Source organism: Curtobacterium sp. 458 (genome assembly GCF_030406605.1).
GTDB lineage: Bacteria > Actinomycetota > Actinomycetes > Actinomycetales > Microbacteriaceae > Curtobacterium.
The window spans coordinates 381472-401421 of the sequence record NZ_CP129104.1 but is presented as its reverse complement, the minus strand read 5'-3'; the positions used below and the strand labels follow the sequence as shown (position 1 = coordinate 401421).

Genomic DNA, 19950 nt, shown 5'->3' with positions numbered 1-19950 from the left:
TCCACCGGGGGGCGGAGAAGCGCCGGACGGGGAAGCGCCGGACGGGGAAGCGCCGGACGGGGAAGCGACGGACGGAGAAGCGTCCGGGCGGAGTGCGCCGGCCGGTGCCAGGATGGGCGGCAGACCCCGCAGGAGGACCCGTGAGCCGTCGCAAGGCCTGGAACGCCGACCCCGAACCGCTGCTCCGCGTCGAGGAGGGCTTCCGCCTCGACCGCGTGGACCCCGACGGCACACCGGGCTTCCCCGGACGCAAGATCGACGGGCTCGAAGCGCTCGCCGCCGGGGCCGCACGGCTCTCCGCCCTGCAGGAACGCCTGCACGCCGCGGCCACGGCGGGGGACCAGCGGCGGGTGCTGCTCGTGCTCCAGGCGATGGACACGGCGGGCAAGGGCGGCATCGTGTCGCACGTGGTCGGCGCGGTCGACCCGAACGGCGTCCACTACGCGGGCTTCAAGGCCCCGACGGCCGAGGAGCGCGAGCACGACTTCCTCTGGCGCATCGAGCGGGAGCTCCCGGGCGCCGGACAGCTCGGCGTGTTCGACCGGTCGCACTACGAGGACGTCCTCATCCAGCGCGTGCGCTCGTTCGCGCCGCCGGAGGAGATCGAGCGGCGGTACGGCGCCATCGTCGAGTTCGAGGACCGCGTCGTCGCCGAGGGCACGACGATCGTCAAGGTCATGTTGCACATCTCGAAGGACGAGCAGCGCGAGCGGCTCGGCGACCGGCTCGACCGCCCCGACAAGCACTGGAAGTTCAACCCCGGCGACATCGACGAGCGCTTGCTCTGGGACGACTACCAGCAGGCGTACCAGATCGTCTTCGACCGCACCTCGACCCCGCAGGCGCCGTGGTACGTCGTGCCCGCGAACCGGAAGTGGTACGCCCGGCTGGCCGTGCAGCAGCTCCTCCTCCGGGCACTCGAGGACATGCAGCTCACGTGGCCGCCCGCGGACTTCGACGTGGCCGAGCAACGTCGGCGGCTCGCCGAGTCCTGACCCACGACCGGACCGGCCGGGAGGCACGACGCGCGTCCGCGGTCGGCGCACGTCCGCCTCGGGGCTGGTCAGTCGGCGGTGCATCGCGTAGACTCGCTTGGTCGGCCTTCGGCGCCGTGGCACTGTGACCACGGAGTTCTTCGTTTGGGTGTGTGTTGCTCGAGGGCTGGAATCACGTCGATCCGCGACGGGATGAACCCCCTCCACGATCCGCCCCCGCCGATGTCGCTGCCGGGTGTCGTGGCATGTCCGCACCCCGGAAAGAACGATGGCCCCGTACGACAAGGGCGCGCGTCAGCGTGCCGATGACCGAGTCCGCCACCCGAACGGCACCCCCGCCGCTCGCAGCAGCAAGCACCGCGGCTTCCGCGCCGCCGACCCGTCGCAGCCGCGTCAGAAGCAGCGCTGGGACGCCGAGGAGCGTCGCGGCCGCGGCGCGCAGGGCGACCGTCCCGCGCGCCCGAACTGGGAACCCCGCGAGGGCGGCCAGAGCCGCTGGAACCGCGACGCTCCCTCCTCGCACGGCCGTCACGACGCTCCGCAGGCTCCGCGTCGCGCCGGTACCGGCGAGCAGGGGCCCAGCGACCGCGCACCGCGCCGTGACCAGGGCGACCGCCCGCGTCGGTTCGACCGCGACGACCGTGACCGTGCGCCGCGTCGTGACCAGGACGACCGTGCGCCGCGTCGCTTCGACCGCGACGATCGTGCGCCCCGCCGGTTCGACCGCGACGACCGCGACCGTGCGCCGCGTCGTGACCAGGACGACCGTGCGCCGCGCCGTTTCGACCACGATGACCGTGCGCCGCGTCGCTTCGACCGGGAGGACCGTGCGCCGCGTCGCTTCGACCGGGACGACCGCGCGCCGCGTCGCTTCGACCGGGACGACCGTGCGCCCCGTCGGGACCACGATGACCGTGCGCCGCGTCGCTTCGACCGTGACGACCGCGCCCCGCGCCGGTTCGACCGTGACGACCGTGACCGTGCGCCGCGTCGTGACCGTGACGACCGCGCCCCGCGCCGGTTCGACCGTGACGACCGCGACCGCGGCCCCCGCCGCTCGTTCGACGAGGACCGTCCGCGCCGCGAGCGCTTCGACCGTGACGACCGTGACCGTGCGCCCCGTCGCTTCGACGACCGCCCGCGTCGCTCGTTCGACGAGGACCGTCCGCGCCGTGACCGCTCGGACCGCGACGAGACCCGCACCCCGTACGTGCCGGCCGACGACGTCAAGCTCGAGAAGCTCCAGGCCGAGGCCACCGTCGCGGCCGACGTCGAGGGCGTGACCTTCGGCGACCTCGGCATCGGCGGCAACATCTCCCGTGCCCTCGCCGAGCTCGGTGCGGCGACGCCGTTCCCGATCCAGGCTGCGACGATCCCCGACGTCATCGCCGGCAAGGACGTGCTCGGCCGAGGCCGCACCGGCTCCGGCAAGACCATCGCGTTCGGTGCGCCCCTCGTCGAGAAGCTCATGGAGCACGGCGGCGGCACGAAGCGGAAGATGGGCCGCGCCCCGCGTGCGCTCATCCTCGCGCCGACGCGTGAGCTCGCGCTGCAGATCGACCGCACCGTGCAGCCGATCGCCCGCTCCGTCGGGCTCTTCACGACGCAGATCTACGGCGGCGTCCCGTACGGGCGCCAGGAGGGTGCCCTCGAGCGCGGCGTCGACATCATCGTCGGCACGCCCGGTCGCGTCCAGGACCTCATGAACAAGGGGAAGCTCGACCTCAGCGAGGTCATCATCTCCGTGCTCGACGAGGCCGACCACATGTGCGACCTCGGGTTCCTCGAGCCGGTGCGCGAGATCCTGTCCGCGACCGCCCAGGTCACGCCGCAGGGCAACCGCGCGCAGAAGCTCCTGTTCAGCGCCACCCTCGACGCACAGGTCGCCTCGCTCGTGTCGGAGTTCCTGCACGAGCCGAGCGTCCACGAGGTGGCAGGGGAGGACCAGGCATCCTCGACCATCGACCACCGCGTGCTCGTGGTCGAGCAGCGCCAGAAGGACCAGCTGCTCGAGGAGCTCGTCGCCGGTGAGGGCAAGACGATCGTGTTCGCGCGCACCCGTGCCTACGCCGAGCGCCTCGCCGACCAGTTCGAGGACGCCGGCATCCGCGCCACCTCGCTCCACGGCGACCTCAACCAGTCGCGGCGGACCCGGAACCTCGGGCTCCTGTCGAGCGGCCGGGTGAACGTGCTCGTCGCGACCGACGTCGCCGCCCGCGGCATCCACGTCGACGACGTGTCGCTCGTCGTGCAGGCGGACGCCCCGGACGACTACAAGGCGTACATGCACCGCTCCGGCCGGACCGGTCGCGCCGGCGCCGAGGGCACGGTCGTGACGATCGTCACCCGGAACCGCCGCCGCAAGATCGAGGGCATCCTCGACAACGCCGAGATCGAGGCCGACCTCGTCGAGGCCGCCCCGGGCGACCGCCTGGTCGCGGAGCTCGCGGCGCGCTGACGCGCGGAACGACGGACGGGAGGCACGGTGCCAGCTGGCACCGTGCCTCCCGTCCGTCTTGCTGCCGCGTCAGCGGTTGAAGAAGAGCAGACCGCGCACGTAACCGGCCTGGCCGGCGTGCTGGACGCAGTCGTCGAGGATGCTGACGAGCCGGACGCCCGCCGTCACCGGCGGGTCCCACGCGTCGTCGACCACGGTGTCGAGGTCCTCCGGTGCGAGCGTGGCGAGGTACTCGACGGTCCTGGCCGTCACCGCGTCGAGGTAGCCGGTCAACAGCTCCGCCGACGCCCGCACCCGGCCGACGTCGTCGCGGGACATGCCGTAGCCGAGCGCCTCGGTCGGGAAGGGCAGGCCGAACCAGTCGGCCCAGCCGTCCGCGGTCCAGACCTGCTCGGACCCGGCGAGGTCGGCGACCTGGGTGTCCTGGCCGCGTGCGGCGTGCCAGGCGAGCCACGCGAGGGTGTTCGCGCCGGCGGCCGGACGTGCGGCGAGCTGGTCCTCGGAGAGTCCGTCGAGGGCACGGCCGATCGTCTCCGGCACACGGGAGAACGCTTCGGTGAGGAGTTCGGAGGGGGTCATGCCCGCGACGCTACGCGCGTCGCGCGAGGGCGGAGCCCACCTCGTCGAGGACCGCGGCGAGGGCGGCGCGCTCACCCGGCGGCACGACCTGCCGGAACGCGTCGACCCAGCGTGCACCGATCGTCTCGGCGACCGCCACCCCGGACGGGGTGAGGTGCAGGAGGATGCTCCGCCGATCGGTCGGGTTCGGACGTCGTTCCAGGTGTCCGCGGCGCTCGAGCCGGTCGATGAGCGACGTCATCGCGCCCGTCGACAGCTCGAGGTGCGCACCGGCCTGCTTCGGGGTGATGCCCTCGCCGTCGGCCGCTGCGAGGTGGAAGAGGAAGCGGGCGTCGGTCGGGCCGAGGCCGTTGGCGACGCTCTCGTGGTCGAGGGCCCGCGCGTGCTGTGCCTGGAACAGGCGGAACGCGGTGAGGAGTCGCGTGAGGTCTGCATCGGGCGCGGGGGCGACGACGTCGGGGGAGACGGGCGCGGGGGGCAGCACGTCGGCCCGGCGGGCGGGGAGCACTGGGGCAGGGTCCGTCATCACGGTTCTCTCGGGTGGGGGCGTCGGTGCGGCGTGCACGACGTGGTGCTCATCTTCCAGGTATCTCAATGATTGAACCACCCCCGGAACAGGGGGTGTTCCTCGTCTTGTGAGACGCACGACGAGCAAGTATCTTGATGATCGTAACAACGCGATGGTCGCTCACCTCGATCATCACCACGGCACGCAGCGCGACCAACCACCGCGGGTCCGGGCCGACCACCGATCAGATCTCTTCTCCGCTGGAGCACACACATGTCCCGTGTCACCCCTCGCGCCGCCCGTCTCGCCGCCTGGATCGCCGTCCCCGCCGCACTCGTCGCGTCGGGTGTCGTCGTCTCGACCGCCTCGTACTCGGCCTTCTCGGCCACCACCGTCAACCCGACGAGCAACTGGACCGCCGGCACCGTCGCACTCACCGACGACGACAACAACACCGCACTCTTCACCGCGACCGGCCTCAAGCCGGGGTCGACCGGCACGAACTGCATCGCCGTGACCTCCACCGGCTCGCTGCCCTCGACCGTCAAGCTCTACGGCACGAACGCCGCCACGACCAACGCCCTCGCGACGAACATCAACCTCACCGTCGAGCAGGGCACCGGCGGCGGTTTCGGCTCCTGCACAGGCTTCACCCCGGCGACCACGAGCGGCACGCTCTACTCCGGCACCGTCGCCGGCTTCGGGTCGGCCTCGACGAACTTCGCCACCGGCGTCGGCACCTGGGCCCCGACCGGCACGGCCTCCGAGACCCGTGTCTACCGCTTCTCGTACACGGTGCCGACGTCCGCGCCGAACTCGATCCAGGGCGGCACCGCGGCCCTCGGCTTCACCTGGGAGGCCCAGAACAGCTGAGCCGTCCCGCTCCCGTCGTCGCGCTCCCCGTCGGAGGTCCTCGTGGTCAGCATCGCCGTGCCCGGTGGCAGCACACCGCGCAGTGCGTTCCACGACGCCGTCGACTGGGGGCGCGTCGTCGTCGGGACGCTCGCCCGCGGCGTGGTCGCCACCGTGCTCGGTCTCGCGCTCTGGGCCGCCGCCCCTGCACTCATCGGGTGGCAGCCGACCACGGTGATGACCGGGTCGATGGAGCCACGGCTCGTCCCGGGCGACGTCGTGGTCTCGCGCCCGGTGCCGCCCGCCGAGGTCCGACCGGGCAGGATCCTGCTCGCCGACGACCCCGACCAGCCGGGGCACCTGCGGATGCACCGCTACGTCGAGGAGGGCCCCCGCGGCACACTCGTCACGAAGGGCGACGCCAACCCGCAGGCCGACTCCACGCCGCTCGAGCCCGAGGCCGTGCACGGGGTGGCGTTCCTGCGGATCCCGTTCGTCGCGGCGCCGATCACCTGGCTCCGCGAGGGCGAGTGGGTCCGGCTCGCGCTGCTCGGCCTCGGGTTCGCGGCCGTCCTCGCGCTGTGCGCCGTGGACGGGTCGCTCCGTCGCTTCGCGGCCGGCGACGACGCCGACGGAGACGACGCGGACGGCGGCGACGCGGGTGGCGAGCCCACGGACAGCGCTGACGGTCCGGCGCGACCGGGTGACGGCCTGGAGGCACGGGGCGGGCCCGCACCGTCCCTCCCGTCCGGCGGTGGCACGACCGTCACCCGGCGCTCGCTCCGTCGACGTGACCGGAGGGTCCGGCGGGTGCGCCGCCTCGGCGGCGGGGCCGCCGTGGTCGTGCTGACCGTCGGGCTCGGCACACTGCTGTCGCCGCCGGCCGTGGCGGCGCCGTTCTCACGGACGACGAGCGCGGCGTCGACCTACGGGGCGGCGACCGCGGCGAGTGTGCTGACGCTGACCTGCACCCAGGCCACGTCGAACACGGTCACGATCGCGTGGACGTACCCGACAGGCATCGGGACGCCGAACTCGTTCGACCTCCTGGTCGGGAACACCCAGGTCGCGACCGCGTCCGGCGACGCCAGGTCACTCTCCTACCAGGGGAGTGGGCTGCTCGACCTCGGGACCACCTACACACTGACCCTCCGCACGAACCTCGGCGGATCGTGGACCACCGTGAGCACGCCGACGGTCCGCGTGAAGGTGGCATCGCTCCTCGGGATCACGTCCGCCACCTGCGCCTGACCGGACCGTCGTCCACAGGTCGCGCGGGGCGCCCGTGGATGTCCGTGGACGGCGCTACCGTGACGGCATGCGGATCCTGCACACCGGCGACTGGCACCTCGGTCGGACCCTCCTGGGCGCAGACCTGCTCGACCACCAGGCCGCCTTCCTCGACCACCTCGTCGACGTCGTCCGCGCGCGGTCGGTCGACCTCGTCGTCGTCGCCGGTGACGTCTACGACCGCGCGATCCCGCCGGTCGAAGCAGTCCGCATGCTCTCCGGTGCGCTCGAACGCCTCGCCGAGCACGCGACCGTCGTGATCACCCCCGGCAACCACGACTCCGCGGCCCGGCTCGGGTTCGGGGCAGGGGTCATGGCCTCCCGCGTCCGCATCCTCGCCGAACCCGCCGGCATCGCGACGCCCGTGCTCGTGGACGACCCGTCGGGTGCCCTCGCCGTGTACGGCATCCCGTACCTCCACCCCGACCTCACCCGGTGGGCGCTCGCCGCGGTCCCGGACGAGCCCCTCGCCCGGTCCCACCAGGCAGTCGTCGGTGCGGCCACCGGTCGCATCCGCGCCGACCTCGCCACGCGGCCCGGCACGCGGAGCGTCGTCGTCGCACACGCCTTCGTGGGCGGCGCCGAACCGAGCGACAGCGAGCAGGACATCCGCGTCGGCGGTGTCGACATGGTCGCGCGGTCGACCTTCGACGGGTTCGACTACGTCGCCCTCGGGCACCTGCACGGCCCGCAGCGCGTCGGTGACGGCGACCGGGTCCGGTACGCCGGCTCACCCCTCGCCTTCTCCTTCGGGGAGCGGCACCAGGCGAAGTCCGTCACCCTGGTGGACCTCGCGGCGGACGGCAGCGTCGCGGTCGAGCTGCTGCCCACGCCCGTGCCACGGCGGCTCGTCGACGTCCGGGCGCCCATCGCCGACATCGAGTCCGGAGCGTTCGCGGACCACGCGGACGCCTGGGTCCGCGTCGCGGTCACCGACACCGTCCACCCCGAACGGATGTACCAGCGCGTCAAGGACCACCTGCCGCACGCCCTCGCCATCACGCACGAGCCGGCCGCCGCCGCCGCACGTCCGGCAGCGCGTGCGGTCACGGCGACGTCCGACCCGGTCGAGGTCGCAGCCGACTTCGTCACCTTCGCGACCGGAGCCGCGCCCGACGATGACGACCGCGCCGTCCTGACCGAGGCGTACGAGTCCGCCGCGCGGGCACTGCAGACCGAGGGGGACCGCTGATGTACCTGCACCGCCTCGAACTCCGCGCGATCGGGCCGTACCCGGACACGGTGACGATCGACTTCGCCGCGCTCGCCGCGTCCGGGGTGTTCCTGCTCGAGGGCCCGACGGGTTCGGGCAAGTCGACCATCATCGACGCCGTCGTGTTCGCCCTGTACGGCGGGCTCGCCGGTGCGGACGCGAGCAACGACCGACTGCACAGCCAGCACGCCGACCCGTCGGTCGAACCGTACGTCGAGCTCGTCTTCGAGACCGGCGCCGGGGTGTTCCGCGTCCGGCGGACCCCGCAGTACGACCGCCCGAAGCAGCGCGGGACCGGCACGGTCAAGCAGCAGGCATCGGCACAGCTCCTCCGGCTCGCCGGGCCGTCCGACCCCGCGGGCGAACCCCTGTCGGCCCGCATCCCGGAGGTCGGAGCCGAGATCGCCCGCATCGTCGGGCTCGACCGTGCGCAGTTCCTCCAGACGGTCGTGCTGCCGCAGGGGGAGTTCGCCCGGTTCCTCCGCTCACCGGGTGAGGACCGTCGGAAGCTCCTGCAGTCGCTCTTCGGCACGCAGGTCTACGACCGCACCGCCGAGGAGCTCGCCGCACGCCGTCGGGCCGTCCTGGCCGAGGTCGAGGGTGCGGACGCCCGGGTCCGCGACGCGCTCGCCCGGTTCGCCCAGGCGGCGGACGTCGACACCGCGACCGAGTCCGACGTCCCCGGCACGGTCGACGCGCTCCGGGACGCAGCACAGCGTGCCGAGGGTGTGCGGGCCGATGCCGCCGCCGCTGCCCGGGCCGCCGCCGAACACGAGGCGCTGCTCCGGGCGCGCGCGACCGCGGTGGTGCGCCGTCGCGACCTCCTCGCGCGACTGGCCGCCCTCGACGCGGGCTCCGGCGAGGTCGAGGCCGCCCGGCAGCAGCTCGAGCGGTCGACCCGGGCAGCCCGGGTGGTGTCCTTCGCGGACAGCCTCGACGCCGCGCGCGACCGAGCCGCCGCAGCGCGGGCCGACGCGGCCACGCTCCGCGAACGGCACGGACTCGAGCACGGGGCCGACGTCGGAGCGTTCGCAGAACGACTCCGCGCCTCGGTCGAGGCCGAGCGCCACCTCGTCGACCTCGCCGCCCGGATCGATGCCCGGACGACCGCGCTCGACGCCGCCCGCCGCGACCTCGCGGCACTCGGGGACCACGTGGCCGAACGCGACCGTGAGCTGCAGGGACGACCCGCGCGTCGCGCCGAGCTCGTCGCCCGGGCAGCCGCGGCGGCGGAGACGGCTGCCGGCTGCACGGCTGCCGAACACGAGGTCGAACGGCTCGTGGTCGCCCGCCGCGAGCGAGCGGCCCTCGCGGAGGCCGCCCGACGCCGGTCCGGAGCGGAACAGGCTGTGGCCGCCGCCCGGACCGCCGCCGAGTCCGCCCTGGCGACCGAGCGTGACCTGCGGGACCGCCGCATCGCGGGGCTCGCCGGGGAACTCGGAGCCGCCCTCGAAGACGGTTCCCCGTGCCCGGTCTGCGGTGCCGTCGAGCACCCTGTCCCGGCTGCCCCGAAGGACGACCACCCCACCACCGACGCCGTCGACCAGGCGGCCGACCGCGCTCGTGCGGCGGAGGCAGCCCTCGGCGACGCCGCTGCCGACCTCCGCGTCGCGGAGGCCGAGCACCGACGGCTCGCCGACGCGGTGGGTGGCCTGGACGACGCCGACCTCGCCGCGGCGTTCGACCGCGCCACCGCCGCGGTGTCGGCCGCGCAGGACGCCTCCCGGACGGCCGTCGCCCTTGACCGCGAACTGACCACCTTCGACGAGGCCACGCGCGCGAGCGAACGCGCCCGCAACGACGCAGAGACCCGCCGTGCCGTGCTGGCCACCGCCGTCGAGGCCGACGCCGAGCGGCTGCGTGAGGACACCGAGGCGATCAGCGGCGCGGTCGCTCGGCTGACCGTCGTGCCCGTCCCGGGTGTCGAGGGCGGCTCGGCGCTCGCTCCGGTGGTCCGTGCGATCGAGGCGCACGTCGCGGTGCTCGGCGCCGTGGTCCGGGCCGACGCCGCGGTGGACCAGGACGACCGGGTCGTGGCCGACCGCACCGTCGAGGTCGACGCCGCCCTCGAGGAGCACGGCTTCGACGAGGTCTCCGACGCACGTGCGGCGTTGCTGGACGACGCCGCAGGAAGCCAGCTGCGGCAGATGGTCGACGACGCGATCGCCGCCCGGGGCGCCGTCGACGCGGGCCTCGCCGACCCCGCGGTGCAGGCAGCCGCAGCCGATGCCGACGCCGAGTTCGACGTCGTGGGCGCCGCAGCGGAACGGGAGCGGGCCACCGATCTGCTCGACGAGGCGACCCGGGCCGCGGTCACCGCCACCGATCGGTCGACCGCCGTGCAGCGCTGCGCCGCCGAGCTGGCCGGGGCGGTGCGGGCGCGTGACGACACCAGTGCTCGCAGCCGAGCGGTGGTCCGGCTGGCCGACGTCGCGAACGGTGCGACGGCCGCCAACCCGTCCGGCATCACCCTCGGGACCTACGTGCTGATGCGCCGCTTCGAGGACGTCGTCGCGGCGGCGAACGACCGACTCCGCGGCATGCTCGCCGGACGGTTCACCCTCGAGACCTCCGACGAGCGCGAGTCCGGGTCGCGGGCCCGTCGGACCGGCTTGGCGCTCGCGGTGCACGACCACACGACCGACACCGTCCGTGATCCGCGCAGCCTGTCCGGCGGTGAGACCTTCACGGTGTCGCTGTGCCTCGCGCTCGGGCTCGCCGACGTCGTGCAGGCCGAGGCGGGTGGGGTGTCGCTCGGCACGCTGTTCGTGGACGAGGGCTTCGGCACGCTCGACCCGGAGGCGCTCGACGGCGTGCTCGTGCAGCTGTCACGGCTGACCGCCGGCGGTCGTCAGGTGGGGATCGTCAGCCACGTCGAGGAGCTCAAGCAGCGGATCCCCGAGCGCATCGCGGTGCGCCGGACGCCGGACGGCGGGTCGCGCGTGACGACGACGGTCTGACGTCACGCGCATCTCCGGTGACTTCTCCGGTGACAGCGGCGGTGACCGCTACGGCGACGGGGTCGAGTCGATCGTGCCGTCGGGCGGCGGCAGGATGTCCGCCGCGACCCACGGGAAGACCCACGTGAACAGCACGTACACGATCGCTGCGAGCAGCACGACCAGCTCGATCACCTTGAGTGCGGTCGGTCCGGGCAGGAGCCGCCAGACGAGCGGGAAGATCACTTGGCGAGCTCCTTCGGGGTGCCTTCGGACACGGGCATCCAGTAGTCGAGCTTGGCGTGCACGATGTAGCGCTCCGCCGCGGACCACATCGGGTGGCAGGCGGTGAGGGTCAGCCAACGGTCGTCCGCCGTCGGCTCGACGCCGGGCTTGTTCGGGACGGGCGCGATCGTCTCGACCTTGTCCGGCGTGACGATCTGGGAGTCGGTGACCTTGTAGACGTACCAGACGTCGAACTTCGTCGCCTTGTCCGTCACCCGGACGACCACCGCGTCGCCGTCCTTGAGCTCGGCGATCTGGTTGAGCGGCTTGCCGTACGTCACGCGGTGCCCGGCGACGGCGAAGTTGCCCTCGGCGCCCGGCATCGCGGTGTCCTGGTAGTGCCCGAGCCCGATGGTGTTGAGCACCTTCTCACGGTCGGTGCCCTCGCCGATCGGACGGTCGTAGTCGGCGCCGAACCGGGGGATCTGCATCGTGCCGAACACGTCCTCGACGTCCTTCGGCTCGGAGAGGACCGGAGCCGGTCCGCGGTGCTCGGTCCCCGTGCCGGTCGTCGGGTCGGTCTGACCGAGCCCGTCGATGAGCTTCGTCTGGCCCTGGACCGCGACGACGTCCGTCCACCAGGCCGTCCACACGACGTAGAGCCCCGTCCCGGCGCCCGCGATGATGAGCAGCTCGGCGATGAGCGAGACGATCGCGCCGCCGACGCTCTGACGACGACGAGGCGCCCGACGTCGCGGTGCCTGACGGTCGTCGCCGCCCGTGTCGTCGCCGGATCGCGACGGGAGGGTGTCGTGCGCGGTCACGGTGCTCCTGATCCTGGGGTGGTCGGACAGTTGTACCATCCCATGCCGACGTCCGGGTGACGCCGTTCTCCACAGGACCGTTACCGTGTGGAGATGCAGTACGCGATCCGCACCTTCGCCCGCACCGACACCGACGCGGTCGTGGCGCTCTGGGAGGCGTGCCGGCTCGTCCGACCCTGGAACGACCCGCGGCGCGACATCGAGCGCAAGCTCACGGTGCAGCCCGAGCTGTTCCTCGTGGCTGTCGACGCGGACGATGCGGTGGTCGGTGCCGGCATGGCCGGGTTCGACGGGCACCGGGGATGGGTGAACTACCTCGCGGTGCGGCCCGACCTGCAGGGCTCCGGGCTCGGTCGGACGTTCATGCGGGAGTTCGAGCAGCGGTTGGCCGCGATCGGCTGCCCGAAGCTCAACCTCCAGGTGCGCGCCGGCAACGAGCAGGTGCTCGGCTTCTACGAGTCGCTCGGGTACGAGCCCGACCACACGGTGTCGCTCGGCAAGCGGCTCATCCCCGACGTCTGACGCCCCCTCGGCCCCGGCTGGCGACGGCCGAGACCCGGGTCTGCGGACACCTTGCGCGCCGATCCGCCGCGAAAGTGTCCGCGGGTCCGAGACTGGGGCGCGCCAGACCTGGCCCCGGACCTCACACCAGCGCGAGCCCCACCGACGCCGCGAACGCGAGCACGATGCCGACCGACTGCAGCACCGTCAGCCGTTCACGGAGCAGGACCCCGGCGAGCACCACCGTGCCGATCGGGTAGAGCGCGTTGAGCACGCTCATCACCGGCAGGGTCAGCGGGTCGGCGCTCGCGTGCAGTCCGGCCTGGATGAACACGTTCGCCAGGGCGTCCAGCACACCGCACGCTACGACGGTCCCGACGAACCGACCGGACCACCGCGTCCGCCCCGGAACGACCGCGGCAGACCCCGCGGCGACCGCAGCGGACCCCGCGACCGCGGCAGACCCCGCGGCCGGAGCCGACGGAGTGACGCGATCCGCGCCTCCAGGCCGCACCGCCCGACCGCGGCGGGCACGCCGCAGGACGACCGTCGCAGCCACTCCCAGCACCACCACCTGCAGCACCCGCGCCACCAGCAGCGGGGCGACCCCGGAGTCGGCCGGGGTCATGTCGTACGCCAGCACGATCCCGCCGAACCCGCACCCCGCGACCGCGGCCGCGACCACCCCGCGGACGGTGACCCGCGCGCCCGAGCCGTCCCGGACCGACGCGACGAGCACGACGGCGACCACCGCCACCACGAGCATGACGCCGGCGAGCGGGGACAACGTCGTCCCCCTGGACACCGCGACGAGCACGGGCACGCAGGCCGCGAAGACCGCGGTGAGCGGCGAGAGCACGCTCATCGGGCCGATCGCGAGCGCCGTGTAGAGCAGCAGGACCGCGACCCCGCCGGCGAGCCCGGCGACCGCACCCCAGAGCACCGCCCGGCCCGAGAACGCCGACGGCACGACCGCCAGCCCGACGAGCAACGGCGCGATCCCCACCAGCGCGGCGACGGCGGTGACGACGACGGGCCGGGCCCGACGCGAGGCCAGCCCGCCGAGGAAGTCGGCGAACCCGTAGACGAGCGCGCCGGACAGGCCGAGGACGACGGTGAGCACGGCTCCCATCCTGCCCGTCCTTGTACCCTGCACCGCGTGAGTGTTCCCTACCAGCGCCTGACCCGCATCGATGCCCGGTGGCGGTGGTGGCGTCCGCTCGTGGCGCTGGCGTTCCTCGCGGGGTGGTACCTCGTGTCGCAGGTGCTCATCGTCATCGCGTACACGATCCCGGTGGGTGCGACGAGCGGCGCCGAGGGGCTGATCGACTTCGAGCAGAAGCTGTCCAGCGGCGCACTCGACCCGACCGATCCGCTGACGCTGTCGGTGTCGCTCGTGTCCCTCGTGGTGCTCCTCCCCGGGATCGTCCTCGCCGTGCGGGTCGCGGGCCTCGGGCGTGGTGTCCTGTCGTCCGTGCGCTTCCGGGTCCGCTGGGGGTGGACGGCCTGGTGCCTCGTCCCGACCCTCGTCATCGCCGCGATCATGTTCTTCATGCAGGCGCTCTACCCGCTCGGCGACGGCATGATCACGGGCGACGGCTGGAACCACGCCGCCATCGGCCAGTCCACCGTCACGCTGTCGACCCTCGTGCTCACGGTCGCCCTCGTCGTCGTGCTCGTGCCGTTCCAGGGCGCGGCGGAGGAGTTCGTCTTCCGCGGCTTCCTCATGCAGACCGTCGCCTCGTGGATCCCGCGTCGCGCCGGGACGATCACCGCGGTCGCCGTCTCCACCGTGGTCTTCGCCCTGCTGCACATCCCGAACGGCTACAACGTCTGGGGCATCCTCGACGTCGGCTCGTTCGGTCTCATCGCGGCGATCATCGTGCTCCGGACCGGCGGCCTCGAGGCCACGGTCCTCCAGCACGCGTTCAACAACATCATGATCTTCGTGCTGCAGGCGCCGGGGTGGTCGCGGATCGACCTGCAGTCGCAGGACGCGAACGGGACTCCGGGCGGCTGGTTGGTCAGCCTCGGCACGTCCTTGGCGTACTGGGGCATGGTCGAGCTGCTCGCGAAGTGGCGTGGCCTCGACCGACGCTTCGCAGGTCACCAGGCGCCCCGCTTCCGCGGTCCGGTCCCCGCCTGGGCGGGCGGCCCACGGTGGACCCAGCCGGGAGGCGCGGGTTGGGACGGCACGCCGGCCCACGCGGCGGGGACGGCCGGTTCGGGTCCGGCGGACGACGCCGGTCGCGCGGACGGCGCAGGTCCTGTGGACGGCGTCGGCGCTGTGGACACGACCGCGGGTGTCGCCGGCCGCTCGTAGGCTGGGGGCATGAGCACGACGGCCACGACCTCCCCGTCGCGGTCCGCGGCGCTCGACGTCCTGCACCGGGTGTGGGGTTACGACGACTTCCGCGGGCAGCAGGCCGCGATCATCGACCAGGTCGTCTCCGGCGGTGACGCCCTCGTGCTCATGCCGACCGGTGGCGGCAAGTCGCTCTGCTACCAGGTGCCGGCCCTCGTGCGCGACGGCGTCGGGGTCGTGGTGTCGCCGCTCATCGCCCTCATGCAGGACCAGGTCGACGCCCTCGCCGCGAACGGCGTGCGCGCGGCGTTCCTCAACTCGACGCAGGGCCCGGACGAGCGCGCCCGGGTCGAGCGGGCGGTCGTGTCGGGCGAGGTGGACATGCTCTACCTCGCGCCCGAGCGGCTCCGGCTCGAGAGCACGCGGGCCCTGCTCGACCGCGCCCGCATCGCGCTCTTCGCCATCGACGAGGCGCACTGCGTCGCCCAGTGGGGCCACGACTTCCGGCCGGACTACCTCGAGCTGAGCGTGCTGCACGAGCGGTGGCCCGCCGTGCCCCGGATCGCGCTGACCGCCACGGCGACGCCGCAGACCCACCGCGAGATCTCGGCACGGCTCGGCCTCGACGACGCCGCGCACTTCGTCGCCGACTTCGACCGGCCGAACATCCAGTACCGCATCGAGCCGAAGACCGGCGCGCTGCAGCAGCTCCTGACCTTCATCCGGACCGAGCACAGCGGCGACGCCGGCATCGTCTACTGCCTGTCCCGCAACTCCGTCGAGCGCACCGCGGCCGCGCTCGCCGAACAGGGCATCCCGGCGCTGCCGTACCACGCGGGACTCGACGCCCGGGTGCGGGAACGCAACCAGTCGACGTTCCTGCGCGAGGACGGCGTCGTCATGGTGGCGACGATCGCCTTCGGCATGGGCATCGACAAGCCCGACGTCCGGTTCGTCGCCCACCTCGACCTCCCGAAGTCGGTCGAGGGCTACTACCAGGAGACCGGGCGTGCGGGCCGTGACGGCCTGCCGTCCACCGCGTGGCTCGCGTACGGCCTCAACGACGTCGTGCAGCAGCGCCGGATGATCGACCAGTCCGAGGGCGATGCCGCGCACCGCCGCCAGCTGAGCGCGCACCTCGACGCCATGCTCGCCCTGTGCGAGACGATCGAGTGCCGACGGGTCCGGCTGCTCGCCTACTTCGGGCAGGAGAGCACGGCGTGCGGCAACTGCGACACGTGCATCGCGCCCCCGGAGTCGTGGGACGGCACGGTCCCGGCGCAGAAGCTCCTGTCGACCGTGGTCCGACTCGAGCGCGAGCGCGGCCAGCGGTACGGCGTCGCACACCTCGTGGACATCCTCGTCGGCAAGCAGTCCCCGCGGGTGCAAGAGCTCCGGCACGACTCCCTTGCGACGTTCGGCATCGGCAACGACCTCTCCGAGGGGGAGTGGCGCGCCGTCGCCCGGCAGCTGCTCGCACAGGGGTTCATGGCCGTCTCCGGTGACGGCTACGGCACGATCGTGCTGAGTCCCACGAGCGCGGACGTCCTCGCCGGACGGGTCGTGGTCCGCATGCGCCGCGATCCGGTGAAGGCACCGCGGGCGAGCCGGTCGCGGCGCACAGTCGTGACCGACATGCCGCAGGAGGCCCTCGGGCTGTTCGAGTCCCTGCGCGCCTGGCGAGCCGAGCAGGCGCGGGAGCAGGGCGTCCCGGCCTACGTTGTGTTCAACGACGCGACGCTCCGCGGGATCGCCGCCGTGAAGCCCGCCGACGTCGACGCGCTCGGTGAGATCTCGGGGGTCGGATCGGCGAAGCTCGAGCGGTACGGCCGGGCCGTGCTCGACGTCGTCGCCACCGCGGTCGACTGACCGATCTCCGCACTCGGCGGGCCGCATGCCGTGTCGGGCATGTGTCCCCGGACGCGCTCACTACACTCGGAACCTCCCGTCACGAGGAGGCCCGGGTGTCCGGTTCGACGAAGTTCGCCACCGCTCTCAGCCGTGCGGTGGTCACGCCGCTCGCCCGGCTGCTGTGGCGTCCGCGGATCGTCGGACGGCGCAACGTGCCCCGGCACGGCGCCGTGATCCTGGCGAGCAACCACCGGTCCTTCATCGACTCCCCGGCGATCACGCTCATGGCGCCGCGGAAGGTGTCGTTCCTCGCGAAGCAGGAGTACTTCACGGGGTCCGGCGTGAAGGGCGCGGTCTCGCGGGCGTTCTTCGGCGGCATCGGTGCGATCGGCGTCGAGCGCGGGGCGGGGTCGGCGGCGCAGCACGCCCTCGACCTCGGACTCGAGCGGCTCGAGGCGGGGGAGGCCTTCGCGATCTACCCCGAGGGCACGCGCTCGCTCGACGGCCGCCTGTACAAGGGCCGGACGGGTGTCGCCTGGCTGGCCCTGACGAGCGGTGCGCCCGTGGTCCCGGTGGCACTGACCGGCACCGAGGACGTCCAGCCGGTGGGGTCGAGGATCCCCAGGCTCGCGAAGGTGACGATCGAGTTCGGGAAGCCCCTCGACCTGTCGTCCTTCGGTGAGGCGTCGTCCGGACGTGCCCGGCGCCACGCGACGGACGCGGTGATGGCCGCGATCCAGGAGCTCAGCGGGCAGCAGCCGGCGAACGCGTACAACAACCCGCCCGCCACCATCGTCGAACGGGTCAAGCAAGCACTCCGACGCGACGACCCGACCGCAGCCGTCGAACCCGAGTGAGTATTGCGCATCTGAAATACTGATGCTTCAATGGAGGCGTGCCGTCGGCACAGCGAGCGGACCGAACCGCTCGTCACACACCGACCGGAAGGCAGGCAGCATGTCCTCCACGCCCCTCTTCGACTCCGTCGCCCGCTCGCGCGAGCGGGCCGCTGTGCCCGTGCCCGAGATCGCCGCGACGCCCGTCCCGACCTCGCCGATGTCCGCGCCGCTCGGTGCCGGCTCCTCGTCCGCCGTCCCCTCGGCACTCGTCGCTGCGATCGACGACATCCCGCAGCGCGTGGCGGCGAGCATCCGGGACGAGCACCGTGTGACGCCCGAGCAGCTCGTGCTCGTCGAGGCCGTCGCCGACGCGATCACCCGCGCGGTCGTCGACGCCGTCGTGGCCGAGGTTGACCGCATCGCCCGCGACGGCGTCGTCTGCGCCTGAGGCCGGTCGTGACCACCACGACCGAGCGGCACCCGCTCCCCACTCGGCGTCAGCTCCGCGCGGTCGAACGCGAGCGGGACTCCCAGACCAGCTCCCAGACCACCGGGGCGGCGGTGTCCCCTCCTGCCGCCCCGGTGCCGACACCCGACCTCCCGAGCCGCCGCAGCCTCCGTGCCGCGGAGCAGGCCTCCCGCGGGGCAGGCCCCGCCCGCAGCTTCACCGAGGCCGTCACCGGCGCGGTCGCCGTCCCGTTCCGCGCGATCGGCGACGCCGTCTCGGCCACCCGGGCGATCCCCGTCACCGCGACCGCGGTCGCAGCCTGTCTGGTCGTGTCCGTCGCCACGCCGCAGGCCGCCGTGGCGTCGACACCGCAGGTCACCACCGCGTCCGTCGGCGCCGCCGGGCAGCAGTACGTCGCGTCCGGAGCCGTCGCGGCGGCGGTCGAGCGGGACGCCTTCGACGTCGGTGCACGACGGGCTCCGGCCGGCCGTTCCGACCGGTCGCCTGCTCGCGCGTCCGGTCCCGACGTCGTCCGACCGGTTGCGGGGACGATCCCGCTCGCCGGTGGCTTCGGGGGTCGGCAGGTCGCCGGCTGCGGTGCCTGCTCGACGAACCACCAGGGGCTCGACTTCGCGGCCCCGCACGGGGCTCCGGTCGTTTCGGTCCTGGCGGGGCGGGTCGTCTCCGCCGGTGTCTTCGGCGGGTACGGCAACCAGGTCCTCGTCCAGCACGGCGACGGCACGCAGACGCGGTACGGTCACCTCTCCCGGATCGACGTCGTCGTGGGGCAGACGGTCGGCGTCGGTCAGCGGATCGGCGCGGTGGGCAGCACGGGTGTGTCGACCGGTGCGCACCTCCACTTCGAGGTCATCGTGGGCGGTGTCGCGACCGATCCCGCACCGTGGCTCTCCGCCCGCGGGGTGCTCTGAACCGGGCGGCGTAGCGTCGGGCCGGTCGCGGCAGGGTGCCGCGCAGGACGGAGTCGCTCGTGCGCGTGTCGGTGTTGGGAACGGGTGCGATGGGTGCCGGTGTCGCGGGGTCCCTCGTGCGTGCCGGCCACGAGGTCACGGTCTGGAACCGGACGCGGGAGCGCGCCGAACCCCTCGCGTCGCAGGGTGCGACGGTCGCGAGCGAGCCGGCAGAGGCCGTCGAGCACGCCGAGGTCGTCCTCCTGACGCTCTTCGACACCGATGCCGTGGTGGACGTGCTCGAGCAGGCCGCGGGGGAGGCTCCGGAGGGCGCCGTGTGGGTCCAGGCCTCGACGATCGGCACGGACGGGACCGACACGGTCGTCCAGCTCGCGGCGAAGTACGGTGTCACGCTCGTCGAGGCGATGATGCTCGGCACGAAGGCTCCGGCGGAGCAGGGGAAGCTCACGCTCCTCGCCGCGGGGCCCTCGGACGTGCTCGACGGACTCGGCCCGGTGTTCGACGCGATCGCGGTGAAGACCGTCCGCGCCGGCGACCAGGTCGGTCAGGGCACGGCGCTCAAGCTCGCCGCGAACGCCTGGATCGCGTCCGTCACCGCGGCGACCGGGCAGTCCCTCGCGATCGCGCGGTCCCTCGGTCTCGACCCGGCGCTGTTCCTCGAGGCGATCGACGGGAGCGCCAGCGATTCGCCGTACGCGCACACGAAGGGCGAGTCGATGATCCGGGGCGAGTTCCCGGCGCAGTTCGCGCTCGACGGGTTGCGGAAGGACATCGGTCTCATCGCCGAGGCCGCTCGCGACGCCGGGGTCTCGACGGTGCTGCTCGACGCCCTGGGTCGGGTGTACGCCGACGCGAGCGCGGCCGGGCATGGCGCCGACGACATCGCGGCGGTCGGTACGGCGTTCTGACCGAGGTGCGCCACCACGCAGCGGTCCGCGTCCCGGTCCGCGCCACGATCCGCGCCGCACGGCAGCAGGTCAGTGCCGGCGGAGCCACCGCCGCACCGCGCCCGTGAGTCGTCCGACGGCCTCGTCGTTCATGGTGTTCGCGAGGTCGAACGCTTCGCGCGCGGGGTCGGACCCGGCGCGGATCCGTCGGAGCGCGGCGTCCGCACGAGCCCGGGCGTCGAGCTCGGCGAGCGGCATGTCGTCCTCGGGGTCGTGCCCCTCGGTGCCGGGGTCCGCGCGCGTCATG

Annotated in this window: 19 protein-coding genes; 13 read left to right on the top strand and 6 right to left on the bottom strand. The window is 73.4% G+C overall.

Translation table 11 applies throughout. The features are described 5' to 3' along the window. Positions 1 to 140 precede the first annotated feature (140 nt). Positions 141 to 995: a PPK2 family polyphosphate kinase gene (locus tag QPJ90_RS01915; protein ID WP_290132790.1), complete on the top strand. Its 855-nt coding sequence runs from the start codon at positions 141 to 143 to the stop codon at positions 993 to 995. Between the two features lie 268 nt (positions 996 to 1263). After that, the gene (locus tag QPJ90_RS01910; protein ID WP_290132789.1) at positions 1264 to 3453 is read left to right on the top strand and encodes a DEAD/DEAH box helicase; all 2190 of its coding nucleotides are present in this window, start codon (positions 1264 to 1266) and stop codon (positions 3451 to 3453) included. Between the two features lie 69 nt (positions 3454 to 3522). Here the strand turns inward: QPJ90_RS01910 and QPJ90_RS01905 are convergent, their stop codons facing one another. Continuing rightward, positions 3523 to 4032: a DUF664 domain-containing protein gene (locus QPJ90_RS01905; RefSeq protein ID WP_290132788.1), complete on the bottom strand. Its 510-nt coding sequence runs from the start codon at positions 4030 to 4032 to the stop codon at positions 3523 to 3525. A 10-nt stretch (positions 4033 to 4042) separates the two neighbouring features. After that, positions 4043 to 4558 (bottom strand): MarR family transcriptional regulator, encoded by a 516-nt coding sequence (locus tag QPJ90_RS01900; RefSeq protein ID WP_290132787.1) that lies wholly within the window; start codon positions 4556 to 4558, stop codon positions 4043 to 4045. Between the two features lie 255 nt (positions 4559 to 4813). Here QPJ90_RS01900 and QPJ90_RS01895 point away from each other — a divergent pair, with 255 nt between their 5' ends. The 4 genes from QPJ90_RS01895 (at position 4814) to QPJ90_RS01880 (ending at position 10855) form a co-directional block, all read left to right on the top strand. Then, positions 4814 to 5413, top strand: coding sequence for a hypothetical protein (locus tag QPJ90_RS01895; protein ID WP_290132786.1), 600 nt, complete (start codon positions 4814 to 4816; stop codon positions 5411 to 5413). Between the two features lie 42 nt (positions 5414 to 5455). Then, a complete protein-coding gene (locus tag QPJ90_RS01890; RefSeq protein WP_290132785.1) occupies positions 5456 to 6643 on the top strand; it encodes a S24/S26 family peptidase in 1188 nt (395 codons plus the stop codon). Between the two features lie 67 nt (positions 6644 to 6710). Beyond that, positions 6711 to 7874 (top strand): exonuclease SbcCD subunit D C-terminal domain-containing protein, encoded by a 1164-nt coding sequence (locus QPJ90_RS01885; protein WP_290132784.1) that lies wholly within the window; start codon positions 6711 to 6713, stop codon positions 7872 to 7874. Further along, positions 7874 to 10855 (top strand): SMC family ATPase, encoded by a 2982-nt coding sequence (locus tag QPJ90_RS01880; protein WP_290132783.1) that lies wholly within the window; start codon positions 7874 to 7876, stop codon positions 10853 to 10855. Before QPJ90_RS01885 ends, QPJ90_RS01880 begins: the two co-directional genes overlap by 1 nt. Positions 10856 to 10903: 48 nt before the next feature. Here QPJ90_RS01880 and QPJ90_RS01875 read toward each other — a convergent pair whose 3' ends face one another. Continuing rightward, complete coding sequence (locus QPJ90_RS01875; protein WP_290132782.1) at positions 10904 to 11080, bottom strand: hypothetical protein; 177 nt, start codon at positions 11078 to 11080, stop codon at positions 10904 to 10906. Further along, entirely contained in the window at positions 11077 to 11883 is an 807-nt protein-coding gene (locus tag QPJ90_RS01870; RefSeq protein ID WP_290132781.1) for a class E sortase, read from the bottom strand. Before QPJ90_RS01870 ends, QPJ90_RS01875 begins: the two co-directional genes overlap by 4 nt. A 93-nt stretch (positions 11884 to 11976) precedes the next feature. Between QPJ90_RS01870 and QPJ90_RS01865 the strand changes: the two genes are divergently transcribed. Next, positions 11977 to 12405, top strand: a complete 429-nt coding sequence (locus tag QPJ90_RS01865) for a GNAT family acetyltransferase (RefSeq protein ID WP_290132780.1) — start codon at positions 11977 to 11979, stop codon at positions 12403 to 12405. 121 nt (positions 12406 to 12526) lie between these two features. Here QPJ90_RS01865 and QPJ90_RS01860 read toward each other — a convergent pair whose 3' ends face one another. Then, complete coding sequence (locus QPJ90_RS01860; protein ID WP_290132779.1) at positions 12527 to 13507, bottom strand: EamA/RhaT family transporter; 981 nt, start codon at positions 13505 to 13507, stop codon at positions 12527 to 12529. Positions 13508 to 13543: 36 nt separating this feature from the next. On the opposite strand from QPJ90_RS01860, the gene QPJ90_RS01855 reads away from it, so the two are divergent. The 6 genes from QPJ90_RS01855 to QPJ90_RS01830 all read left to right on the top strand — a co-directional run bounded on the left by QPJ90_RS01855 (position 13544) and on the right by QPJ90_RS01830 (position 19664). Continuing rightward, entirely contained in the window at positions 13544 to 14707 is a 1164-nt protein-coding gene (locus QPJ90_RS01855) for a CPBP family intramembrane glutamic endopeptidase (protein WP_290132778.1), read from the top strand. Between the two features lie 9 nt (positions 14708 to 14716). Beyond that, positions 14717 to 16558: a DNA helicase RecQ gene (recQ, locus tag QPJ90_RS01850; RefSeq protein ID WP_290132777.1), complete on the top strand. Its 1842-nt coding sequence runs from the start codon at positions 14717 to 14719 to the stop codon at positions 16556 to 16558. Positions 16559 to 16653: 95 nt separating this feature from the next. Further along, a complete protein-coding gene (locus QPJ90_RS01845) occupies positions 16654 to 17397 on the top strand; it encodes a lysophospholipid acyltransferase family protein (RefSeq protein WP_290132776.1) in 744 nt (247 codons plus the stop codon). Positions 17398 to 17497: 100 nt separating this feature from the next. Beyond that, complete coding sequence (locus tag QPJ90_RS01840; RefSeq protein ID WP_290132775.1) at positions 17498 to 17827, top strand: hypothetical protein; 330 nt, start codon at positions 17498 to 17500, stop codon at positions 17825 to 17827. An 8-nt stretch (positions 17828 to 17835) separates the two neighbouring features. Next, complete coding sequence (locus QPJ90_RS01835) at positions 17836 to 18756, top strand: peptidoglycan DD-metalloendopeptidase family protein (protein ID WP_290132774.1); 921 nt, start codon at positions 17836 to 17838, stop codon at positions 18754 to 18756. Between the two features lie 35 nt (positions 18757 to 18791). Next, complete coding sequence (locus QPJ90_RS01830; protein ID WP_354670485.1) at positions 18792 to 19664, top strand: NAD(P)-dependent oxidoreductase; 873 nt, start codon at positions 18792 to 18794, stop codon at positions 19662 to 19664. Positions 19665 to 19733: 69 nt separating this feature from the next. On the opposite strand, the gene QPJ90_RS01825 is transcribed toward QPJ90_RS01830, so the two are convergent. Beyond that, positions 19734 to 19949, bottom strand: a complete 216-nt coding sequence (locus QPJ90_RS01825) for a hypothetical protein (RefSeq protein ID WP_290132772.1) — start codon at positions 19947 to 19949, stop codon at positions 19734 to 19736. Position 19950 lies beyond the last annotated feature (1 nt).